This is a genomic window from Amycolatopsis sp. NPDC059021, assembly GCF_042739895.1.
In the GTDB taxonomy this organism is placed as follows: Bacteria; Actinomycetota; Actinomycetes; order Mycobacteriales; family Pseudonocardiaceae; genus Amycolatopsis.
Genome location: NZ_JBHYIQ010000041.1, coordinates 43,139 through 60,181 on the forward strand (window position 1 = coordinate 43,139; position 17,043 = coordinate 60,181).

Here is a 17,043-nt window from a genome sequence, read left to right on the forward strand (position 1 = left end):
CTCGCTCGGGTGGCAGGTGAGGGATTCGAACCCCCGTAGGCTGAGCCGTCTGATTTACAGTCAGATCCCTTTGGCCGCTTGGGTAACCTGCCATGGCACGGCGAACCGGCCGGGCAAAAGCATACCCAACGGGTACGGGCGCCCCACACCCGGGTATGGGCGCCCCTACATGGATATGGGCGCCCACCGCGCCAGGCAGCCGGAACGGCGTGGTGTGGGGCTAGGCTGGTGGCCCCTGACAAGCGAGTACGAGGTGTGAGAACACGTGGCGGATCCCTCTTTCGACGTGGTGAGCAAGGTCGATCGCCAGGAGGTGGACAACGCGCTGAACCAGGCGAGCAAGGAGCTGTCCACCCGGTTCGACTTCCGCGGCACCGGGACCTCGATCAGCTGGTCTGGCGAGGAGGCCCTCGCGATCGAGTCGGAGACCGAGGAGCGCGCGCTGGCGGCGGTCGAGGTGTTCAAGGAGAAGCTGATCAAGCGCGGCATCTCGCTGAAGGCGTTCGAAGCGGGCGAGCCCGCGCTGTCGGGCAAGATCTACAAGATCGGCGGGAAGATCCTGCAGGGCATCGCCTCGGACAAGGCGAAGCAGATCGCCAAGTTCATCCGCGACGAGGCGCCCAAGGGCGTGCAGGCGCAGATCCAGGGCGACCAGCTGCGGGTGTCCGGCAAGAAGAAGGACCACCTGCAGGAGGTCATCAGCCTGCTCAAGGGCAAGGACTTCGAGATCGCCCTGCAGTTCACCAACTACCGGTGAGCCTCAGGAAGCGGTGAACGTCCAGTTCGCCGCGGCCTCGACCTGGACGTAACCGGGGCCGTCGACCGGGATGGTGTTCCGGTACGGCGGCCGCTGGTTGACCACGAGCCTGCTGCTGGACTCCGTGGTGACCCAGAGCGCGAAGTGGAAGTCGCCGCTCGCCGCGACCGCGGCCTTCGTCACTCCCGCGGGGATCTTGAGCACCGATTCGGCCTTGCCGGACAGTTCCTTGCCCGGCTCGGCGACCGGCAGGCTCCGCGCGTCGGCGATGGTCACGGTCCAGGCGGAGTTCGCCCTGATCGTGAGGGTGCGGGTCGGCCGGTGGGCGTGCAGGGACATGTTGATCCAGTGCGTGCCCCGGTAGGAGCCGATGGCGTTGACGAGCGAGATCTCGTCACCGTCGGTGTTCATGAAGACGTTGCTGACGCACTTCGGGCATTCGAAGGTGACGAACCCCGGCTGGTCGCTCGGCCAGGAGATCGGGACCGTCGCGTCGCCGTTGCCACTGTGGGTTTCGTTCGGCAGGTCCGCGGGGGCCGGTCGCGTCGGCGACGGAGGTGGCGGCGGTGTCGGCGGTGTCGGGGTGAACGCGCCGGACTCACCCCGCCGGCCGACGATGTAGCCGACGCCATACGAGCCTTCGGCGCAGGCGGCCGTCGTCGCGAGGACGGCGACGGCCAGCGCGCAGCCCGCCCAGCGACGGAAGTTCCTGGTCAAGACGGTACGTCCCCCTCATGAGCCGCTTCTCGGCTCGTGACGTCTTTCGCCGCGCCACGGTCCCGCGTTACCGCCACGGACCGTGTACGGCTCACCCGGTCGAGCTGCGGGATTTCCCCGGACGAGCGAAATCCCGCGACCTGCGTAGCTGTGCCGAAGGCAAAGCCGATGTCACTCCTGAAGTGCGTGGTGTAATCACGCCGCTACTGCGTGGAGAGGGTTCGAGATGCGCCGGTTCAGACTTCTGCTCGCCCTCGTGTTGTCACTGACAGTAAGTGCCGCGACGCTCAGTCCGGCGCAGGCGGCGACACGCAAACAGCTCGTCCCCGGTTTCGGCAACTACGCGCGGCTGATCCGGCTCGAACATTCACCGGTCGGCCGCGGGCACATCCTCGCGTCGCTGAGCAGCGAGGACCGCAGCGGCAAGTTCACGCCGATCATGGAGAGCACCGACGAGGGCGAGACCTTCCACAAGCTCAGCGAGATCCGCGATCCCGACGGCGCGGCGGGCATGTGCTGCGGCACCCTGTACGAACTGCCCCAGCGTGTCGGCCGCCTGCGGACGGGGACCCTGCTGTGGGCGGCGAGCTACCGGCAGGACGCCGGGCCGCAACGCCGGGTCGGCATCAAGATCTGGTCCAGCCGCGACGGCGGGCGCACCTGGAGTTTCCTGTCGGAGGCCGCGCGCTCGCACAACCACGACGGCATCTGGGAGGCCGAGTTCACCGTCGACGCCGGTGGCACGCTGTGGCTGCACTACGCCGACGAGACGCAGGCGCCGCAGTACGCGCAGGTGCTCAACCGGGTCGCCTCGACCGACGGTGTGAACTGGGGCACCAAGCAGCTGACCATGGCCATCCCGCCGCACCGCGTCCGGCCCGGGATGCCGATCATCCGGCGGCTGCCCGACGGGCGGTACTACTTCGCCTACGAGATCTGCAACTACGGCGATCGCTACTGCGACCCGTACTACAAGATCTCCGACGACGGCGCCAACTGGGGCGACCCCGCCGACCCCGGCACCAGGGTGATGACCGCGAACGGGAACTACTTCCAGCACGCGCAGACGATCGCGCTGTTCCCCGGCGGCCCCCGCGGCGTCCGGATCGTCATGGTCGGGCAGATCTACACCAACGCCCACGGTGCCCCGCAGTCCGCCAACGGCCAGGTGCTGCTCGCGAACGACAACCTCGGCGCGGGCAACTGGTACGAGCTGCCCGCACCGGTGCGCATCTCGGGCATCTACAACAACTTCTGCCCCAACTACAGCTCGACGCTGCTGCCGGTGGACGGCGGCAGGAACGTGCTGGAGATCGCCACCGAGAACAACGACGGCTGCAAGGCGTACTTCGGAAAAGGGCCAGCGTTCCCCTAGCCGCGGCCAGTAGGGTCGGTCATCGGCCCTACAGGTGTCGAGCGGAGGAGCGGGATGAAGGGGATCGTGCTGGCGGGGGGCAGCGGGACACGGCTGCATCCGATCACCCAAGCGGTTTCGAAACAGCTTCTGCCGGTGTTCGACAAGCCGATGATCTACTACCCGATCTCGGTGCTGATGCTGGCCGGGATCCGCGAGATCCTGATCATCTCCACCCCGGCCGACCTGCCGAACTTCGGCAAGCTGCTCGGTGACGGCGAGCAGCTGGGGCTGTCCTTTTCCTACGCCGTGCAGCCCAGCCCCAACGGGCTCGCCGAGGCGTTCGTGATCGGCGCGGACTTCGTCGGCGACGACGATGTCGCGTTGGTCCTGGGCGACAACATCTTCTACGGCCAGGGCTTCCGCGGCAGGCTGCGCGAGGCGGTCGACACGCTGGACGGCTGTGTGCTGTTCGGCTACCCGGTCAAGGACCCCGAGCGCTACGGCGTCGGCGAGGTCGACGAGGCCGGCAAGCTGGTGTCCATCGAAGAGAAGCCGGAGCGGCCGCGGTCGAACAAGGCGATCACCGGGCTGTATTTCTACGACAACCAGGTCGTGGAGATCGCGCGTGGCCTCAAGCCGTCGCCGCGCGGGGAGCTGGAGATCACCGACGTCAACCTCGCCTACCTGCGGCAGGACCGCGCGCGGCTGGTCGATCTGGGCCGGGGATTCGCGTGGCTGGACACCGGGACGCACGATTCGCTGCTCGAAGCGGGCCAGTTCGTGCAGGTGCTGGAGCACCGGACCGGGGTGCGGATCGCCTGTCTGGAGGAGATCGCGTTGCGGATGGGCTTCATCGACGCGGATCAGTGCTACGCGCTGGGCTCGAAGCTGGCGAAGTCCGGCTACGGCGACTATGTGATGAACGTCGCCCAGACGGCCGGAGCGACCGGCGGCTGAGTGGCGTCGCTGGCTTCGAGCAGGTGACGCGGAATGAACGCCACAGATCAACGTGTATTCCCCACATGCGCGGGGATGGCCCCAGGTAGCGCAGGGCATCCCCGGCGTGGTCCTCGTGGTCCTCGCATGCGCGGGGATGGTCCCGTCAGGTGCTCGTCGGGAAGGTTGATCTCTTGGCTCGGTCCCTGCAATACGCGGGGTTGATCCGTTGTTGCCCGTGGCCAATCACAGTCGGTCGTTTGTCTCCCTGCGTACGCGGGGCTGAAGGGCCTGTGAGCGTTGCGGACGGTGAGAACCGGCCGGAACGCTCCAAGTCAGTAGGGGCGGTTCGCCATTTCTTCCAGGCGGCGGATGCGGTCCTGGATGGGCGGGTGCGTCGAGAACATCTTCGACAGCCCCTCCCCCGGCCGGAACGGGTTCGCGATCATCAGGTGTGACTGCGAGACCACGGCGGGCTCGGGTGCCAGCGGCGCCGCGCGGGTCCCGCGTTCGAGTTTGCGCAGGGCGGAGGCGAGGCCGAGCGGGTCGCCGGTCAGCTCCGCGCCCGAGGCGTCGGCCTGGTACTCGCGGGATCGGCTGACGCCCATCTTGATGATCGCGGCCGCGATCGGGCCGACCAGGACCAGCAGCAGCGAGACGAGCGGATTGCCGTCGCGGTTGTTGCCGCCGAAAAACAGCGCGATGTTCGCGATCACGCTGATGACGCTGGCCAGCGCGCCGGCGACGCACGAAATCAGAATGTCGCGATTGTATACATGCGACAGTTCGTGCCCGAGTACGGCACGCAGCTCCCGTTCGTCGAGCAGCTCGAGAATGCCGGTGGTGCAGCACACCGCCGCGTGCCGCGGGCTGCGGCCGGTGGCGAACGCGTTGGGCGCCTGCGTCGGGCTGATGTAGAGCCGCGGCATGGGCTGACGCGCCGTCGTCGCCAGCTCGCGCACGATGCGGTACATCGCGGGCTGCTCGGCCTGCGAGACCGGCCGCGCGTGCATGGCACGCAGCGCGAGCTTGTCGGAGTTGTAGTACGCGAAGGCGTTCATGCCCAGCGCCAGCAGCAGTCCGATGATCAGCGCGCCGCGGCCGAAGAACCCGCTGATCGCGATGATGATCGCGGAGAGCAGGCCGAGCAGGAGCGCGGTCTTCAGCCCGTTGTGATGCTTGTGCACGATGCTCGCCTCCTTCCGCTCGAACTCGCGGGTTACCCACCGGAAACAACGCGATCGGGCGATCCGAAGTTCCTTCGCATGATCGTCACCCGGGTTAGGGTCGAACGGCAATGCGAGGGCATTCCCCTTCTCCGCGGAGGCGCCGATGCGTGGTCCGGAACTGAGCAGGCGCGGACTGTTCGCACTGGTCGCGGCGGGTGCGGGCACCGCGGCCGCGGCCGCTGAAGCACGGGCGGAGCAGGTCGTGACGGTCGACGTCGGGGGCGCGCCCGCGGCGGTCGCGGTGAATCCGCTCACCGGTCTCGCGTACGTCTCCGATCCGGCCACCGGCTCGGTCTCGGTCATCGACGGCTTCAGCGCGACGGTCACCGCGGTCGTCCGCACCGGCGGCGCGCCCGGCGACATCGCCGTCGACCCGCTGGCCAACCGGATCTACGTCGCCAATCCCCCGGCGGGCACGGTGCTGGTGATCGACGGGGTGACGCTCGACGTCGCCAGCGTGATCGGCGCCGGCGCCGGGACGTCGTCGCTCGCGCTGGACGAGCACGCCAACCGGATCTACGCGGTGAGCGGCGCGACCGGCGCGCTCGCGGTGCTCGACGGGGTCAGCGCCACGCTGCGCAGAACGGCGGACAGCCCGGTAAAGGCGCTCTCCGGCGTCGCCGTCGACAGCGGGCGCAAGCTCGCCTACTGCACCAGCGCGGCGACGAACTCGGTGGAGGTCTTCGACATCGGCAGGGGGAAGTTCACCGCGAGCATCCGGGTCGGGGCGTCACCCACCGGAGTGGCGGTACACCAGCAGAGCGGCGCCGTGTACGTCGCGAACTCGGCCATCCACCACATGTCCATTGTGGACGCCGCGACGCGGAGCGAGCGCAAGACCGTGTTGCTGCGCAGCGAGTCGTCGGCGATCGCGGTGCACCAGGGAACGGATACTGTCTACAGCAACGGCGGCAGCAACGGGCTGGCGAGGATCGACGGCGCCGCCGGGGCGCTCAGTGGTGAGCTCGACCTCGGCGTCAACCCCGGCGACGTCGCCGTCGACCAGCGGACGCGCACGATCTTCGTGACGGATCCCTTGCACGGCAGAGTCTCAGTGATCCGCGACTTCTGACCTGGCCGGTACCCCTCGTCCGGACGACCGGAAATCCCGGCCGAAAAAATCTGACGAACCATGTATCTCCCGGGCGGGAACCTCCTCCTGTCTTACATAGAGGGGAGAGGCTGGGGGTGCGCTGAAGGGGACCTTCCCCGCAAGGGGGATCGAGGAAGGTCCCCTTCAGTACGTCCGCGGCTCGGTAGCCAGGGGGACCGGGCCGCGGACCCGCCCGGAACGGCGCGAAGGGGGAGCTCGCGCCACCGGAGCGGGGGAGGGGGCTTCCGTCGTGGGGACGCGACGGGAGTCCCCTTTCTCATGCCCTCGAACCCGGCGGGCGAACCAGCCGTTATCTCGCCGGGACGCACCCGTGCGCGGATTGTGTCCAGCGGTCTCCGATGCCGCGAGTGACGAGCCGTCTCCCAGGGGTGTGACCTCGGAGTTCGAGCCCGCCGACGTCGGTGCGGCGACGCCTGGCCGGGGCACCGCCGGGACCTCGGTGCGGGGTGGTTCCGGGCCGGAACGGACGACACGCGCACCCGGACGGCCGACACGTGTACGTGGATGGACGACACGGCGGAGGGGCGTTGTAACAGGGGCGGCGAAGGTAGCGAACCTATGGGCGACGCGGCCGCTCCGGCAGCGGAAAACGGGGAGTTGCCCACTCATGACGAAATGCAGGCTGTGCGGATCGGCGGGAATGGCGAGTGTCGTCGATCTGGGCGCCACGCCCCCTTGTGAGCTGTTTCTCACCGCACAACAGCTGGACGAACCCGAAGCGACCTACCCGCTGCACCTGCGCGTCTGCACCGAGTGCTGGCTCGCGCAGCTGCCGCCGTTGATCACCCCGGAAGAGACGTTCACCGAATACGCCTATTTCTCGTCGTTTTCCACCTCGTGGGTGGAGCACGCGCGCCGGTTCGTCGACGGCGCGCTCCCGCGGATCGACCGCGCCGAACCGTTCGTGGTCGAGGTCGCCAGCAATGACGGCTACCTGCTCCAGCACGTCGTCGAGCGCGGGATCCGCTGTCTCGGCGTCGAACCCTCGGCGAACGTCGGGCAGGCCGCGCGCGACAAGGGCGTGCCGACGGTGACCGAGTTCCTCGGCCAGGAAACGGCCGCCGCGATCCGCGCGGAACACGGCCCGGCCGATCTCGTGGTCGCGAACAACGTCTACGCGCACATCCCGGACATCCTCGGTTTCACCCAGGGGCTGCGCACGCTCGTCGCGGACGACGGCTGGGTGTCGATCGAGGTGCAGCACCTGCTCACGCTGATCGAGCTCAACCAGTACGACACGATCTACCACGAGCATTTCCAGTACTACACCGTGGAATCCGCGCGCCGGGCGCTGGCGACCGGCGGGCTCACGGTGGTCGACGTCGAACTCCTGCCCACGCACGGCGGCTCGATCCGGCTGTGGGCCCGCCCCGACGCGGTCGCGGGCGAGCCGAGCGCGCGGATGACCGACGTACTGTCCCGGGAGAAGGCCGCCGGACTGCACGAACTGTCCGGCTACACCGAATTCGCCGAGCGCGTCGCCCGCGTCCGGCTCGATCTGCTCCACTTCCTCATCGAGGCGGCGCGCGCGGGCAAGACCGTCGTCGGCTATGGCGCGCCGGGCAAGGGAAACACCCTGCTCAACCACTGCGGTATCCGTACGGATCTGCTGGCCTACACGGTCGATCGCAATCCGTACAAACACGGCCGGTTCACCCCTGGCACGCGGATCCCGGTGCTGCCACCGGAACGCATCACCGCGGACCGGCCCGACTACGTCCTGATCCTGCCCTGGAATCTACGGGAGGAACTGACCGCCCAGCTGTCCTATGTGGACGAGTGGGGCGGGAAGCTCGTCTTCCCCATTCCTTCCCTGGAAATCGTCGAGCCGCGGCTCGAAAAAACGTCGAGGTGACGTCGTGAAGGTAGTGCTCTTCTGCGGCGGGTACGGGATGCGGATGCGCAACGGCACCGCGTCCGACGTGCCCAAGCCGATGGCGATGGTCGGCCCGAGACCGCTGATCTGGCACGTGATGCGGTACTACGCGCATTTCGGCCACACCGAGTTCATTCTCTGCCTCGGTTACGGGGCCCACCACATCAAGGAATTCTTCCTCCACTACGAGGAAACCGCGTCGAACGACTTCGTGCTGCGCAACGGGAAACCCGAACTGCTCTCGACCGACATCTCCGACTGGTCGATCACCTTCGTGCAGACCGGCATCGAATCCGCCATCGGGGAACGTCTGCGCCGCGTGCGCCCGCACCTCGACGGCGACGAAATGTTCCTCGCCAACTACGCCGACGTCCTCACCGACGCGCCGCTGCCGGACATGATCGAGCGGTTCTCGAACTCCGACGCCGGCGCGTCGATGATGGTCGTGCCGCCGCAGTCCTCGTTCCACTGCGTCGAAATGAACGAAGCCGGGATGGTCGGCTCGATCACCGCGGTCAGCGAGATGCCGCTGTGGGAGAACGGCGGGTATTTCGTGCTGCGCCAGGAAGTGTTCGACCACATTCCCGAGGGCGGCGATCTCGTCGCCGACGGCTGTGGCGAACTGGCGAAGCGCGGGCGCCTGCTCGCCTATCCCTACCGCGGGTTCTGGAAACCGACCGACACGGTGAAGGAACGGTACGCGCTCGACGAAAGCTACTCGCGCGGCGTGCGGCCGTGGGCCCTCTGGGAGGCCGAAAAGCAGGAGCGCACGGCGTGATCCGGCTCGGGGCCGGGCGGCTCGGCGAAATCGTCGCGCTGGGCGCGCACTGCGACGACATCGCGATCGGCGCGGGTGGCACGCTGCTCGCGTTGTGCGCCGAGCGGCCAGGCCTGAAGGTCGGCGCGCTCGTGCTCTCCGGCGGCGGCACCGAACGCGAGGACGAGGAACGGGCCGCGCTCGCCGCGTTCTGCCCCGGCGCGGACATCGACGTCACCGTGCTGAAGCTCCCGGACGGGCGGCTTCCCTCCCACTGGGAAGAGGCCAAGAACGCGCTCGAGGACCTGCGGCGGCGCACCGATCCCGGCCTCATCCTGGCGCCGAGGACCGAGGACGCGCACCAGGACCATCGCGGGCTCGCGAAGCTGGTCCCGACGGCGTTCCGCGATCACCTCACGCTCGGCTACGAAATCGTCAAATGGGACGGCGATCTCGGCAGGCCGTCGGTGTACCAGCCGCTTTCGCCGGAGCTGGCCGAGCAAAAGGTCCGGCTGCTGCAAGAACACTACGCCTCCCAGCGGCACCGGCCCTGGTACGACCGGGAGGCGTTCCTCGGGCTGGCCCGCATCCGCGGCATCGAATGCGGCGCGCGGTACGCGGAAGCCTTTGACGTCAAGAAGCTGATCCTCGACCTGGAGGGCTAGAAAAGCCATGCGTGTACTGCTGACCGGGCACAAGGGGTACCTGGGCACGGTGATGGCGCCGGTGCTGGCCGCCGCCGGGCACCAGGTCACCGGCTTGGATTCCGGCCTCTTCGAAGGCTGCCTGCTCGGCCCCGCGCCCGACGATCCCGCCGGGTACGAGGTCGACCTGCGGGACGTCACCACCCAGCACGTGTCCGATGTGGACGCCGTGATCCATCTGGCCGCGCTGTCCAACGACCCGCTGGGCTCGCTCGCGCCGGGGCTGACCTACGACATCAACCACCACGCGTCCGTCTGGCTCGCCCGGCTGGCCAAGGACGCGGGCGTCAAGCGGTTCCTCTACGCCTCGACGTGCTCGGTCTACGGCGCTTCCGGCGGTGACGGGCTGGTGGACGAGGACGCGCCGCTGCGCCCGGTGACGCCGTACGCGGAGTCGAAGGTCCGCGTCGAGGACGACGTCCGCGGGCTCGCCGACGAAGACTTCACGCCGGTCTTCATGCGCAACGCCACCGCGTTCGGCTACTCCCCGCGGCTGCGCGCGGACATCGTGCTGAACAACCTGACCGCACACGCGCACCTGTCCGGTGAGGTGCTCGTGCTCTCGGACGGGACGCCGTGGCGGCCGCTGGTGCACGCCAAGGACATCGCCCGCGCGTTCGCCGCCGCGCTGGACGCGCCGAAGGAAGCCGTGCACGCCAAGGCGTTCAACATCGGGACCGAGAAGAACAATGTCACCGTGGCCGAAATCGCGCAGGAAGTCGTCGAGGCCGTGCCGGGTTCGACGCTGCGCATCACCGGCGAAGCGGGCGCCGACCCGCGCTCGTACCGGGTGGACTTCTCGCGCTTCCGCGCGGCGGTCCCCGGCTTCGACTGCGACTGGTCGGTCAAGGACGGCGCGGTCGAGCTGATCGACGCCTACCGCAGGTTCGGACTGTCCAAAGAGGATTTCGAGCGCAAGTTCACCCGGCTCGCGTGGCTGAAGGACCGCAGCGAGGACGGCCTCATCGACGACACCCTGCGGCGCCGGCGATGAAGACCGGGGCGGAGATGCACGCGCTCGTCGAGCGGTTGTACCCGATCTGCCGGAGCATCACCGGCGACGGGGTCCGCCGCACCCTGGGCATCATCGACGAGCACATCCCGCTCGACCTGCACGAGGTGCCGACCGGGACACAGGTGCTGGACTGGACGATCCCGCAGGAATGGAACATCCGCGACGCCTACATCGCCGACGACACGGGCACTCGCGTGGTGGACTTCGCCGAGCACAACCTGCACGTGGTCGGCTACAGCGTCCCGGTGAACCGGCGGATGCCGCTTTCCGAACTACGCGAACACCTGCACACGCTGCCGGACACTCCACAGTGGATTCCCTACCGGACGAGCTACTACTCCCCCACGTGGGGTTTCTGTCTGTCCCAGGAAAAGCTCGACACGCTCCCGGAGGCGGAGTACGAGGTCGTCATCGACTCCACTTTGGCGGACGGCAGTCTCACCTACGGCGAGCACGTCGTACCGGGCCGCGTGACCGACGAGGTGATCGTGTCCTGCCACGTCTGTCACCCGTCGCTGGCCAACGACAACCTGGCCGGGATCGCCGTCGCGATCTCGCTGGCCCAGTCGCTGGCCGAGACGAAGCCCTGGTACACCTACCGCTTCCTGTTCATGCCGGGCACGATCGGCTCGATCACCTGGCTCGCGCGCAACGCCGAGCGTGTCGACAAGGTCAAGCACGGCCTCGTGCTGGCGTGCGCGGGCGACTCGGGCCAGCTGACGTACAAGCAGAGCAGGCGCGGAGACGCCGAAATCGACCGGGTCATGCGGTATGTCCTCGATGGACGTCCACACAAGACAGTCGAATTCTCACCGTACGGCTACGACGAGCGTCAGTTCTGCTCGCCGGGGTTCAATCTCGGCGTCGGTTCGCTCACGAGGACGCCGTATGCGGGCTATCCCGAGTACCACACCTCGGCCGACAATCCGGGTTTCGTCTCCCCCGAGGCGATGGAAGACACCTTGGCGGCGTTACGTGACGCGGTCGCGGTACTGGACCGGAACCGCCGGTACGTCAACCTGAGCCCGTACGGCGAACCGCAGCTGGGAAAACGCGGCCTGTACGACTCCCTCGGCGGGCGCAGCGACGCCAAACAGGCGCAGATGGCGATGTTGTGGGTGCTCAACTTCTCCGACGGCGAACACAGCCTGCTCGACATCGCCGAGCGTTCCGGGCTGCCGTTCGACGTCGTCGCCGTCGCGGCGCGTGCCCTGCACGACGCCGGTCTGATCAAGGAGTGAGCAGGTGAGCGCTGTCAGGGAGCAGCCGAAGCGTTCGCTGTTGCGTTCCGGCGCGGTGCGCGCCATGGCGGGACGGCTGAGCTGGGGACTCGGCGACCAGGCCGTGTCCAGCCTGACGAACTTCGTCGTCGGCATGTTCGTGGCCCGCTCGCTCGGCCCGCACGCGTTCGGCGTGTTCAGCATCGCGTGGGTGACCTACGGCGTCATCCTCAACGTCTCTCGCGGGCTGGCGACCGATCCGCTGATGGTGCGCTACAGCGGAGTGTCCACAACGGACTGGCGGACAGCGGCGGGCCGGGCCTCGGGCACCGCGCTGGCCGTCGGCTGCGTGTCGGGCGTCGGCAGTCTCCTCGTCGGCCTCGCCATCGGCGGCCCGGTCGGTCATGCGTTCCTCGCACTCGCACTGGCGCTGCCCGCCTTGCTGCTGCAGGACAGCTGGCGATTCGCCTTCTTCGCGGCGGGTGAAGGACGTCGCGCGTTCACCACCGATGCCATCGCCGGGGTCGCGCTGATCCCGTCGATGTTCGTGGCCGCGCACTTCCGCAGCGTCGTCGCGTTCCTGCTGGCCTGGGGCGTGGCGAGCGCGGTCGCGGCCTGTTTCGGCCTGCTCCGCACCGGAATCCTGCCCCGGGTGGGCGGCGTCCGCGGCTGGGTCCGCGAACACCGCGACCTCGGGCCGCGATACCTGATCGAGAACGTCAGCAACAGCGGCGCGTCGCAGCTGCGCGCCTACGGGCTCGGCGCGATCGCCGGGCTCGCCGCCGTCGGCACCGTCCGCGGCGCCGAACAGCTGCTCGGCCCGTTCCTCGCGCTGTTGATGGGACTTTCGCTCGTCACCGTCGCCGAGGGCGCCCGGGTGCTGCGGCGCTCGCCGCACCGGCTGCGGTTGTTCTGCGCGCTGCTCGGCACCGGCCAGGCCGCCGCCGCGTTCGTCTGGGGGCTCGGGCTGGTGTTCCTGCTGCCGGACTCGTGGGGCCGGTTCGCGCTCGGCGAGGTCTGGACGACGTCGTCGCAGTTGATCCTGCCGGTGACGTTCTCGGTCGTCGGCGCGAGCTTCAGCACCGGCGCCGCGGCGGGCCTGCGAGCACTGGGCGCCGCGCCGAGGAGCCTGCGCTCACAGCTCGTCGCCTCCGCGTTCTATCTGGGTGGCGGCCTCATCGGCGCCTTCCTCGGCGGGGCAGTCGGCTCGGCCTGGGGCGTCGCCACCGCCACGCTCAGCGGGTCGATCGTCTGGTGGTTCCAGCTGCACGCCGGGCTTCGCGAGTACACCGCGCCCGATACCTCTGAGGAGATGACCCAGTCATGACCGCTCTCCCCCGGCTGAGCCTCGGCCTGCCCGTGTACAACGGCGAGGAATACCTTGCCGAATCCCTCGACGCGCTGCTCGGACAATCCTATGGGGACTTCGAACTGGTCATCTCCGACAACGCCTCGTCCGACGGCACCGAGGAGATCTGCCGCCAGTACGCGGAGAAGGACTCGCGGATCCGGTACGTCCGGCAGCCGGTCAACATCGGCGCGACGCCGAACCACAACTACCTGTTCGAGGTGTGCCGGACCGAGCTGTTCAAATGGGTTTCGCACGACGACCTCTACGGGCGGGACCTGCTGCTTCGCTGCGTCGAGGCACTCGACGAGCGGCCGCACGTGATCGTCGCGCACGCGGGGACGGCGATCATCGACGGTTCCGGCGCCGTCACGCAGGTGTTCGACTACCACATCAAAACGGACTCGCCGTACGCGCCGGAGCGGTTCCTGAGCCTGCTGTTCGAGCCGGGCGGCGACGACTTCTACGGGGTGATCCGTTCCGACGTGCTGCGGCGCGTGACGCCGATGAACAGCTACCACCACGCGGATCGGACGTATATCGCCGAACTGGCGCTGCACGGGCCGTTCCACCAGGTGCCCGAGCTGCTGTACTTCCGCCGCGACCACCCGCACCGGGCCGAGCGGGCCAATCCCACCATCCGGAGCCGATGCGCGAATCTGGATCCGCGGCGCGCGGACCGGCTCCGGAACCCGGCCGTGCGGCTACTCGGCGAGTACGTCCTCGGGTTCGTCACGGCGATCCAGCGTGCCCCACTGTCCACAAGAGAGCGTCAGCAGTGCTACCGGCACCTGTGGACGTGGGCGTCGAGCCGGGCGCGTGCCCGCGGCGAACGGATCGAGGACCGGGCGCCCACCGCGACACCCGAGGAGGCGCTGACGGTGAGCGCGATCGTCGCCGGCCAGGAGGGGCGAGGCCGGTGACCAGCAGGGTCGGCGTGTTCGGGCTGCTGGGCTCGGGCAACCTCGGCAACGACGGTTCGCTGGAGGCGGTGCTCGCCTACCTGCGTGCCGAACATCCCGACGCCGTCATCAGCGCGTTGTGCGGTGGACCGGAACAGGTCTCGACCCGCTACGGGATCCGGGCGACGCGGCTGAACTGGTACCGCGACGAATACCGCACCGCTTCCGGGGTGCGGTCGATCGCGCTGAAGGGGTTCGGCAAGCTCGTCGACATCGTCCGCACCGCGCGGTGGGTACGCCGTCAGGACGCGGTGATCGTGCCGGGCATGGGCGTGCTCGAAGCCACGCTTCCCTTGCGCCCCTGGGGTTTCCCGTACGCGCTGCTGCTGCTCTGCGCGTCCGGGCGGCTGCTCGGCACGCGCGTGGCGCTGGTCAGCGTCGGCGCCAACGTGATCAGCCACCGGGTCACCCGCGCGATCGTGCGGACGGCGGCCCGGCTGGCGGCGTATCGGTCCTATCGGGACGAACTGTCGCAGGACGCGATGCGCACGATGGGTGTCGACGTCTCGCGCGACGAGGTCTACCCGGACCTCGCCTTCGCGTTGCCGGCGCCGGACGTGTCCGCCGAGCTCGGGGCCGTCGGCGTCGGCGTGATGGCGTACTCCGGCGGGAACGACGACCGGGCGCACGCCGACGAGATCTACCGTGACTACGTCGGCAACATGACCGCGTTCGTCCAATGGCTCGTCGACAAGGGACGGCCGGTACGGCTGTTCATCGGCGACCAGGCGGACACCGAGGTCACCGACGCGATCCGGGCCACTGTGGACTCGCCACTGGTCACCGCCACACCGATGTCCACTTTGGACGAGCTGATGACCTCGATGGCGGGCGTCGAGACGGTCGTGGCCACGCGCTATCACAACGTCCTGTGCGCGCTGAAACTCGAGAAGCCGACCGTGGCCATCGGGTACGCGAAGAAGAACGACGTGCTCATGGCGGAACTGGGACTCGGCGAATTCTGCCAGTCGGCCAGCGCCATCGACATCGAGCTGCTGATCAGGCAGTTCACCGAACTGGAAACACGGTCCGCCGAACTGCGCGCCGTGCTGGCCGAGCGTAACGCCGCGCTTTCCGCGCGGCTCAAGCATCAGTTCGCCACTTTGTCCGACACGCTGATCCCGAGGGGCGCCCGATGAAAGTCTCCATGGTCACCACCATCACCGGCGCTTACCTTTTCGAACCGACCCCGCACACCGACGAACGCGGTTTCTTCAGCCGCACTTTCGACGCCGACGTCGCGCGATCGGTGGGTATCGACCCGGACGGATTCCTTCAGGACAGCGTGTCCCGCTCCCGCAAAGGCGTGTTGCGCGGCATGCATCTGCGTTCGGGCAAGGGCGAGGCGAAACTGGTCCGCTGTTCGTACGGGAAGATTTTCGACGTCGTCGTGGATCTGCGCCCGGATTCGCCGACCTACCGCAATCAGGAATACTTCGAGCTTTCCGGGGAAACCCAGGCTTCGCTCTACATCCCCGCGGGATGCGCGCACGGGTTCCAGGCGCTGACCGACCCCGCCGACGTGTCGTACCGGATCGACCGGGCGCACGATCGGTGCGAGGACGTCACCATCGCCTTCGACGACCCCGAACTCGCCATTCCCTGGCCGCTTCCGGTGACAACGGCGTCACCGCGAGACCGAAAGGCACCGAAACTCACCGAGGTGATCGGGGGAAAACCGACATGACCGAGAACCGGCCGCTGCCACGATCGTCGGAGGCGAACGAGCGGCTGCACGCGGCGATTCCCGGCGGCGCGCACACTTACGCCAAGGGAGAAGACCAGTATCCCGAAGACCTGGCGCCGGTGATCTCGCACGGCAAGGGTGCCCACGTGTGGGACGTCGACGGGAACGAGTACATCGAATACGGCTCCGGGCTGCGTTCGGTCAGCCTCGGGCACGTGCATCCGCGCGTCGTCGAGGCGGTGCGCCGCGAGGTCGACCGGGGCAGCAACTTCGTCCGTCCGTCCATTGTGGAGGCCGAGGCCGCCGAACGGTTCCTGGCCGCGGTGCCGACCGCGGAGATGGTGAAGTTCGCGAAGAACGGCTCGGACGCGACCACCGCGGCCGTCCGGCTGGCGCGTGCGGCCACCGGCAGGCCGCTGGTGGCGATCTGCGCCGACCACGCGTTCTTCTCGGTCGACGACTGGTTCATCGGGACCACCGCGATGTCGTCGGGGATCCCGGCCGAAACGACCGCGCTGACCGTGTCGTTCCCCTACGGCGACCTCGCCGCCACCGAGGAACTGCTGCGCGAGCACGAGGGAAAGGTCGCGTGCCTGATCCTCGAACCCGCGACGCAGACCGAACCGGTGCCCGGCTACCTCGCCGCGCTGCGCGAGCTGGCGCACCGGCACGGGTGTGTGCTGATCTTCGACGAGATGATCACCGGGTTCCGCTGGTCGGAGGCCGGCGCGCAGGGGCTCTACGGCGTCCAGCCCGATCTCTCGACGTTCGGGAAGGCACTGGGCAATGGATTCGCCGTGTCGGCGCTGGCGGGCCGTCGTGAACTGATGGAGCTGGGCGGACTGCGCGATACGCGGGACCGGGTGTTCCTGCTTTCCACCACGCACGGCGCGGAAACGCATTCGCTGGCCGCCGCGATCGCGGTGTTCGACACCTATGCCGAAGAGGGCATCACCGCGCGGCTGCACACCCTCGGCGGCCGGCTCGCGACCGGGGTCCGCGAGGTCGCGGAAAGCATGGGCGTCGGCGAGCACGTCCTCGTGCGGGGACGGGCGAGCAACCTCGTGTTCGCGACACTGGACGAGCGGCTCAAGCCGTCGCAGCCGTACCGGACGCTGTTCCTGCGGCAGCTGCTCAGCGGCGGGGTGATCGGTCCGTCCTTTGTGGTCAGCAGCGCGCTGACCGAGGCCGACATCGACCGGACGATCGACGTCGTGGCGCAGGCGTGCACCGTCTACCGCAAGGCACTCGACGCCGACGATCCCGCGGCGTTCATGGGCGGGCGCTCGGTGAAGCCGGTGTTCAGGCGATTCGCGTAGCGGAACTCGTGAGCGGTGGGGGCGGGTCGCGCGCGCGGTCAGCGC

At 68.5% G+C, this 17,043-nt stretch carries 16 protein-coding genes and 1 tRNA gene; 14 read left to right on the plus strand and 3 right to left on the minus strand.

Annotation, left to right across the window (positions count from 1 at the left end; all coding sequences use genetic code 11):
• Positions 1-10: 10 nt before the first annotated feature.
• Positions 11-92, minus strand: a tRNA-Tyr gene (locus ACFWX1_RS23895).
• 173 nt (positions 93-265) lie between these two features.
• Between ACFWX1_RS23895 and ACFWX1_RS23900 the strand changes: the two genes are divergently transcribed.
• A complete protein-coding gene (locus ACFWX1_RS23900) occupies positions 266-757 on the plus strand; it encodes a YajQ family cyclic di-GMP-binding protein (protein WP_378390741.1) in 492 nt (163 codons plus the stop codon).
• 3 nt (positions 758-760) lie between these two features.
• Here ACFWX1_RS23900 and ACFWX1_RS23905 read toward each other — a convergent pair whose 3' ends face one another.
• The gene (locus ACFWX1_RS23905) at positions 761-1,474 is read right to left on the minus strand and encodes a hypothetical protein (protein WP_378390743.1); all 714 of its coding nucleotides are present in this window, start codon (positions 1,472-1,474) and stop codon (positions 761-763) included.
• 226 nt (positions 1,475-1,700) lie between these two features.
• On the opposite strand from ACFWX1_RS23905, the gene ACFWX1_RS23910 reads away from it, so the two are divergent.
• Both ACFWX1_RS23910 and rfbA read left to right on the plus strand, forming a co-directional pair.
• The gene (locus ACFWX1_RS23910; RefSeq protein WP_378390744.1) at positions 1,701-2,849 is read left to right on the plus strand and encodes a sialidase family protein; all 1,149 of its coding nucleotides are present in this window, start codon (positions 1,701-1,703) and stop codon (positions 2,847-2,849) included.
• 54 nt (positions 2,850-2,903) lie between these two features.
• Positions 2,904-3,788 (plus strand): glucose-1-phosphate thymidylyltransferase RfbA, encoded by an 885-nt coding sequence (gene rfbA, locus ACFWX1_RS23915; protein ID WP_378390746.1) that lies wholly within the window; start codon positions 2,904-2,906, stop codon positions 3,786-3,788.
• 314 nt (positions 3,789-4,102) lie between these two features.
• On the opposite strand, the gene htpX is transcribed toward rfbA, so the two are convergent.
• Complete coding sequence (htpX, locus tag ACFWX1_RS23920) at positions 4,103-4,954, minus strand: zinc metalloprotease HtpX (protein ID WP_378390748.1); 852 nt, start codon at positions 4,952-4,954, stop codon at positions 4,103-4,105.
• A gap of 145 nt (positions 4,955-5,099) precedes the next feature.
• Between htpX and ACFWX1_RS23925 the strand changes: the two genes are divergently transcribed.
• The 11 genes from ACFWX1_RS23925 to ACFWX1_RS23975 all read left to right on the plus strand — a co-directional run bounded on the left by ACFWX1_RS23925 (position 5,100) and on the right by ACFWX1_RS23975 (position 16,998).
• Positions 5,100-6,068, plus strand: coding sequence for a YncE family protein (locus ACFWX1_RS23925; protein WP_378390750.1), 969 nt, complete (start codon positions 5,100-5,102; stop codon positions 6,066-6,068).
• A gap of 649 nt (positions 6,069-6,717) precedes the next feature.
• Positions 6,718-7,965 (plus strand): class I SAM-dependent methyltransferase, encoded by a 1,248-nt coding sequence (locus ACFWX1_RS23930; RefSeq protein WP_378390752.1) that lies wholly within the window; start codon positions 6,718-6,720, stop codon positions 7,963-7,965.
• A 4-nt stretch (positions 7,966-7,969) separates the two neighbouring features.
• Positions 7,970-8,764, plus strand: a complete 795-nt coding sequence (locus ACFWX1_RS23935; protein ID WP_378390753.1) for a sugar phosphate nucleotidyltransferase — start codon at positions 7,970-7,972, stop codon at positions 8,762-8,764.
• A complete protein-coding gene (locus tag ACFWX1_RS23940) occupies positions 8,761-9,408 on the plus strand; it encodes a PIG-L deacetylase family protein (protein WP_378390755.1) in 648 nt (215 codons plus the stop codon). The genes ACFWX1_RS23935 and ACFWX1_RS23940 overlap by 4 nt, the downstream gene beginning before the upstream one ends.
• A gap of 7 nt (positions 9,409-9,415) precedes the next feature.
• Positions 9,416-10,441: an NAD-dependent epimerase/dehydratase family protein gene (locus ACFWX1_RS23945; protein WP_378390757.1), complete on the plus strand. Its 1,026-nt coding sequence runs from the start codon at positions 9,416-9,418 to the stop codon at positions 10,439-10,441.
• Positions 10,438-11,703, plus strand: coding sequence for a DUF4910 domain-containing protein (locus tag ACFWX1_RS23950; protein WP_378390759.1), 1,266 nt, complete (start codon positions 10,438-10,440; stop codon positions 11,701-11,703). The genes ACFWX1_RS23945 and ACFWX1_RS23950 overlap by 4 nt, the downstream gene beginning before the upstream one ends.
• 64 nt (positions 11,704-11,767) lie before the next feature.
• Positions 11,768-13,009, plus strand: coding sequence for a hypothetical protein (locus tag ACFWX1_RS23955; RefSeq protein WP_378390792.1), 1,242 nt, complete (start codon positions 11,768-11,770; stop codon positions 13,007-13,009).
• Complete coding sequence (locus ACFWX1_RS23960) at positions 13,006-13,953, plus strand: glycosyltransferase family 2 protein (protein WP_378390761.1); 948 nt, start codon at positions 13,006-13,008, stop codon at positions 13,951-13,953. The genes ACFWX1_RS23955 and ACFWX1_RS23960 overlap by 4 nt, the downstream gene beginning before the upstream one ends.
• Positions 13,950-15,131 carry a polysaccharide pyruvyl transferase family protein gene (locus tag ACFWX1_RS23965; RefSeq protein WP_378390763.1) on the plus strand — a complete coding sequence of 394 codons (1,182 nt, stop codon included), beginning with the start codon at positions 13,950-13,952 and terminating at the stop codon, positions 15,129-15,131. The genes ACFWX1_RS23960 and ACFWX1_RS23965 overlap by 4 nt, the downstream gene beginning before the upstream one ends.
• Positions 15,128-15,679, plus strand: a complete 552-nt coding sequence (locus tag ACFWX1_RS23970) for a dTDP-4-dehydrorhamnose 3,5-epimerase family protein (RefSeq protein WP_378390765.1) — start codon at positions 15,128-15,130, stop codon at positions 15,677-15,679. The genes ACFWX1_RS23965 and ACFWX1_RS23970 overlap by 4 nt, the downstream gene beginning before the upstream one ends.
• A complete protein-coding gene (locus ACFWX1_RS23975) occupies positions 15,676-16,998 on the plus strand; it encodes a glutamate-1-semialdehyde 2,1-aminomutase (protein WP_378390767.1) in 1,323 nt (440 codons plus the stop codon). Before ACFWX1_RS23970 ends, ACFWX1_RS23975 begins: the two co-directional genes overlap by 4 nt.
• The last annotated feature ends 45 nt before the right edge of the window (positions 16,999-17,043 follow it).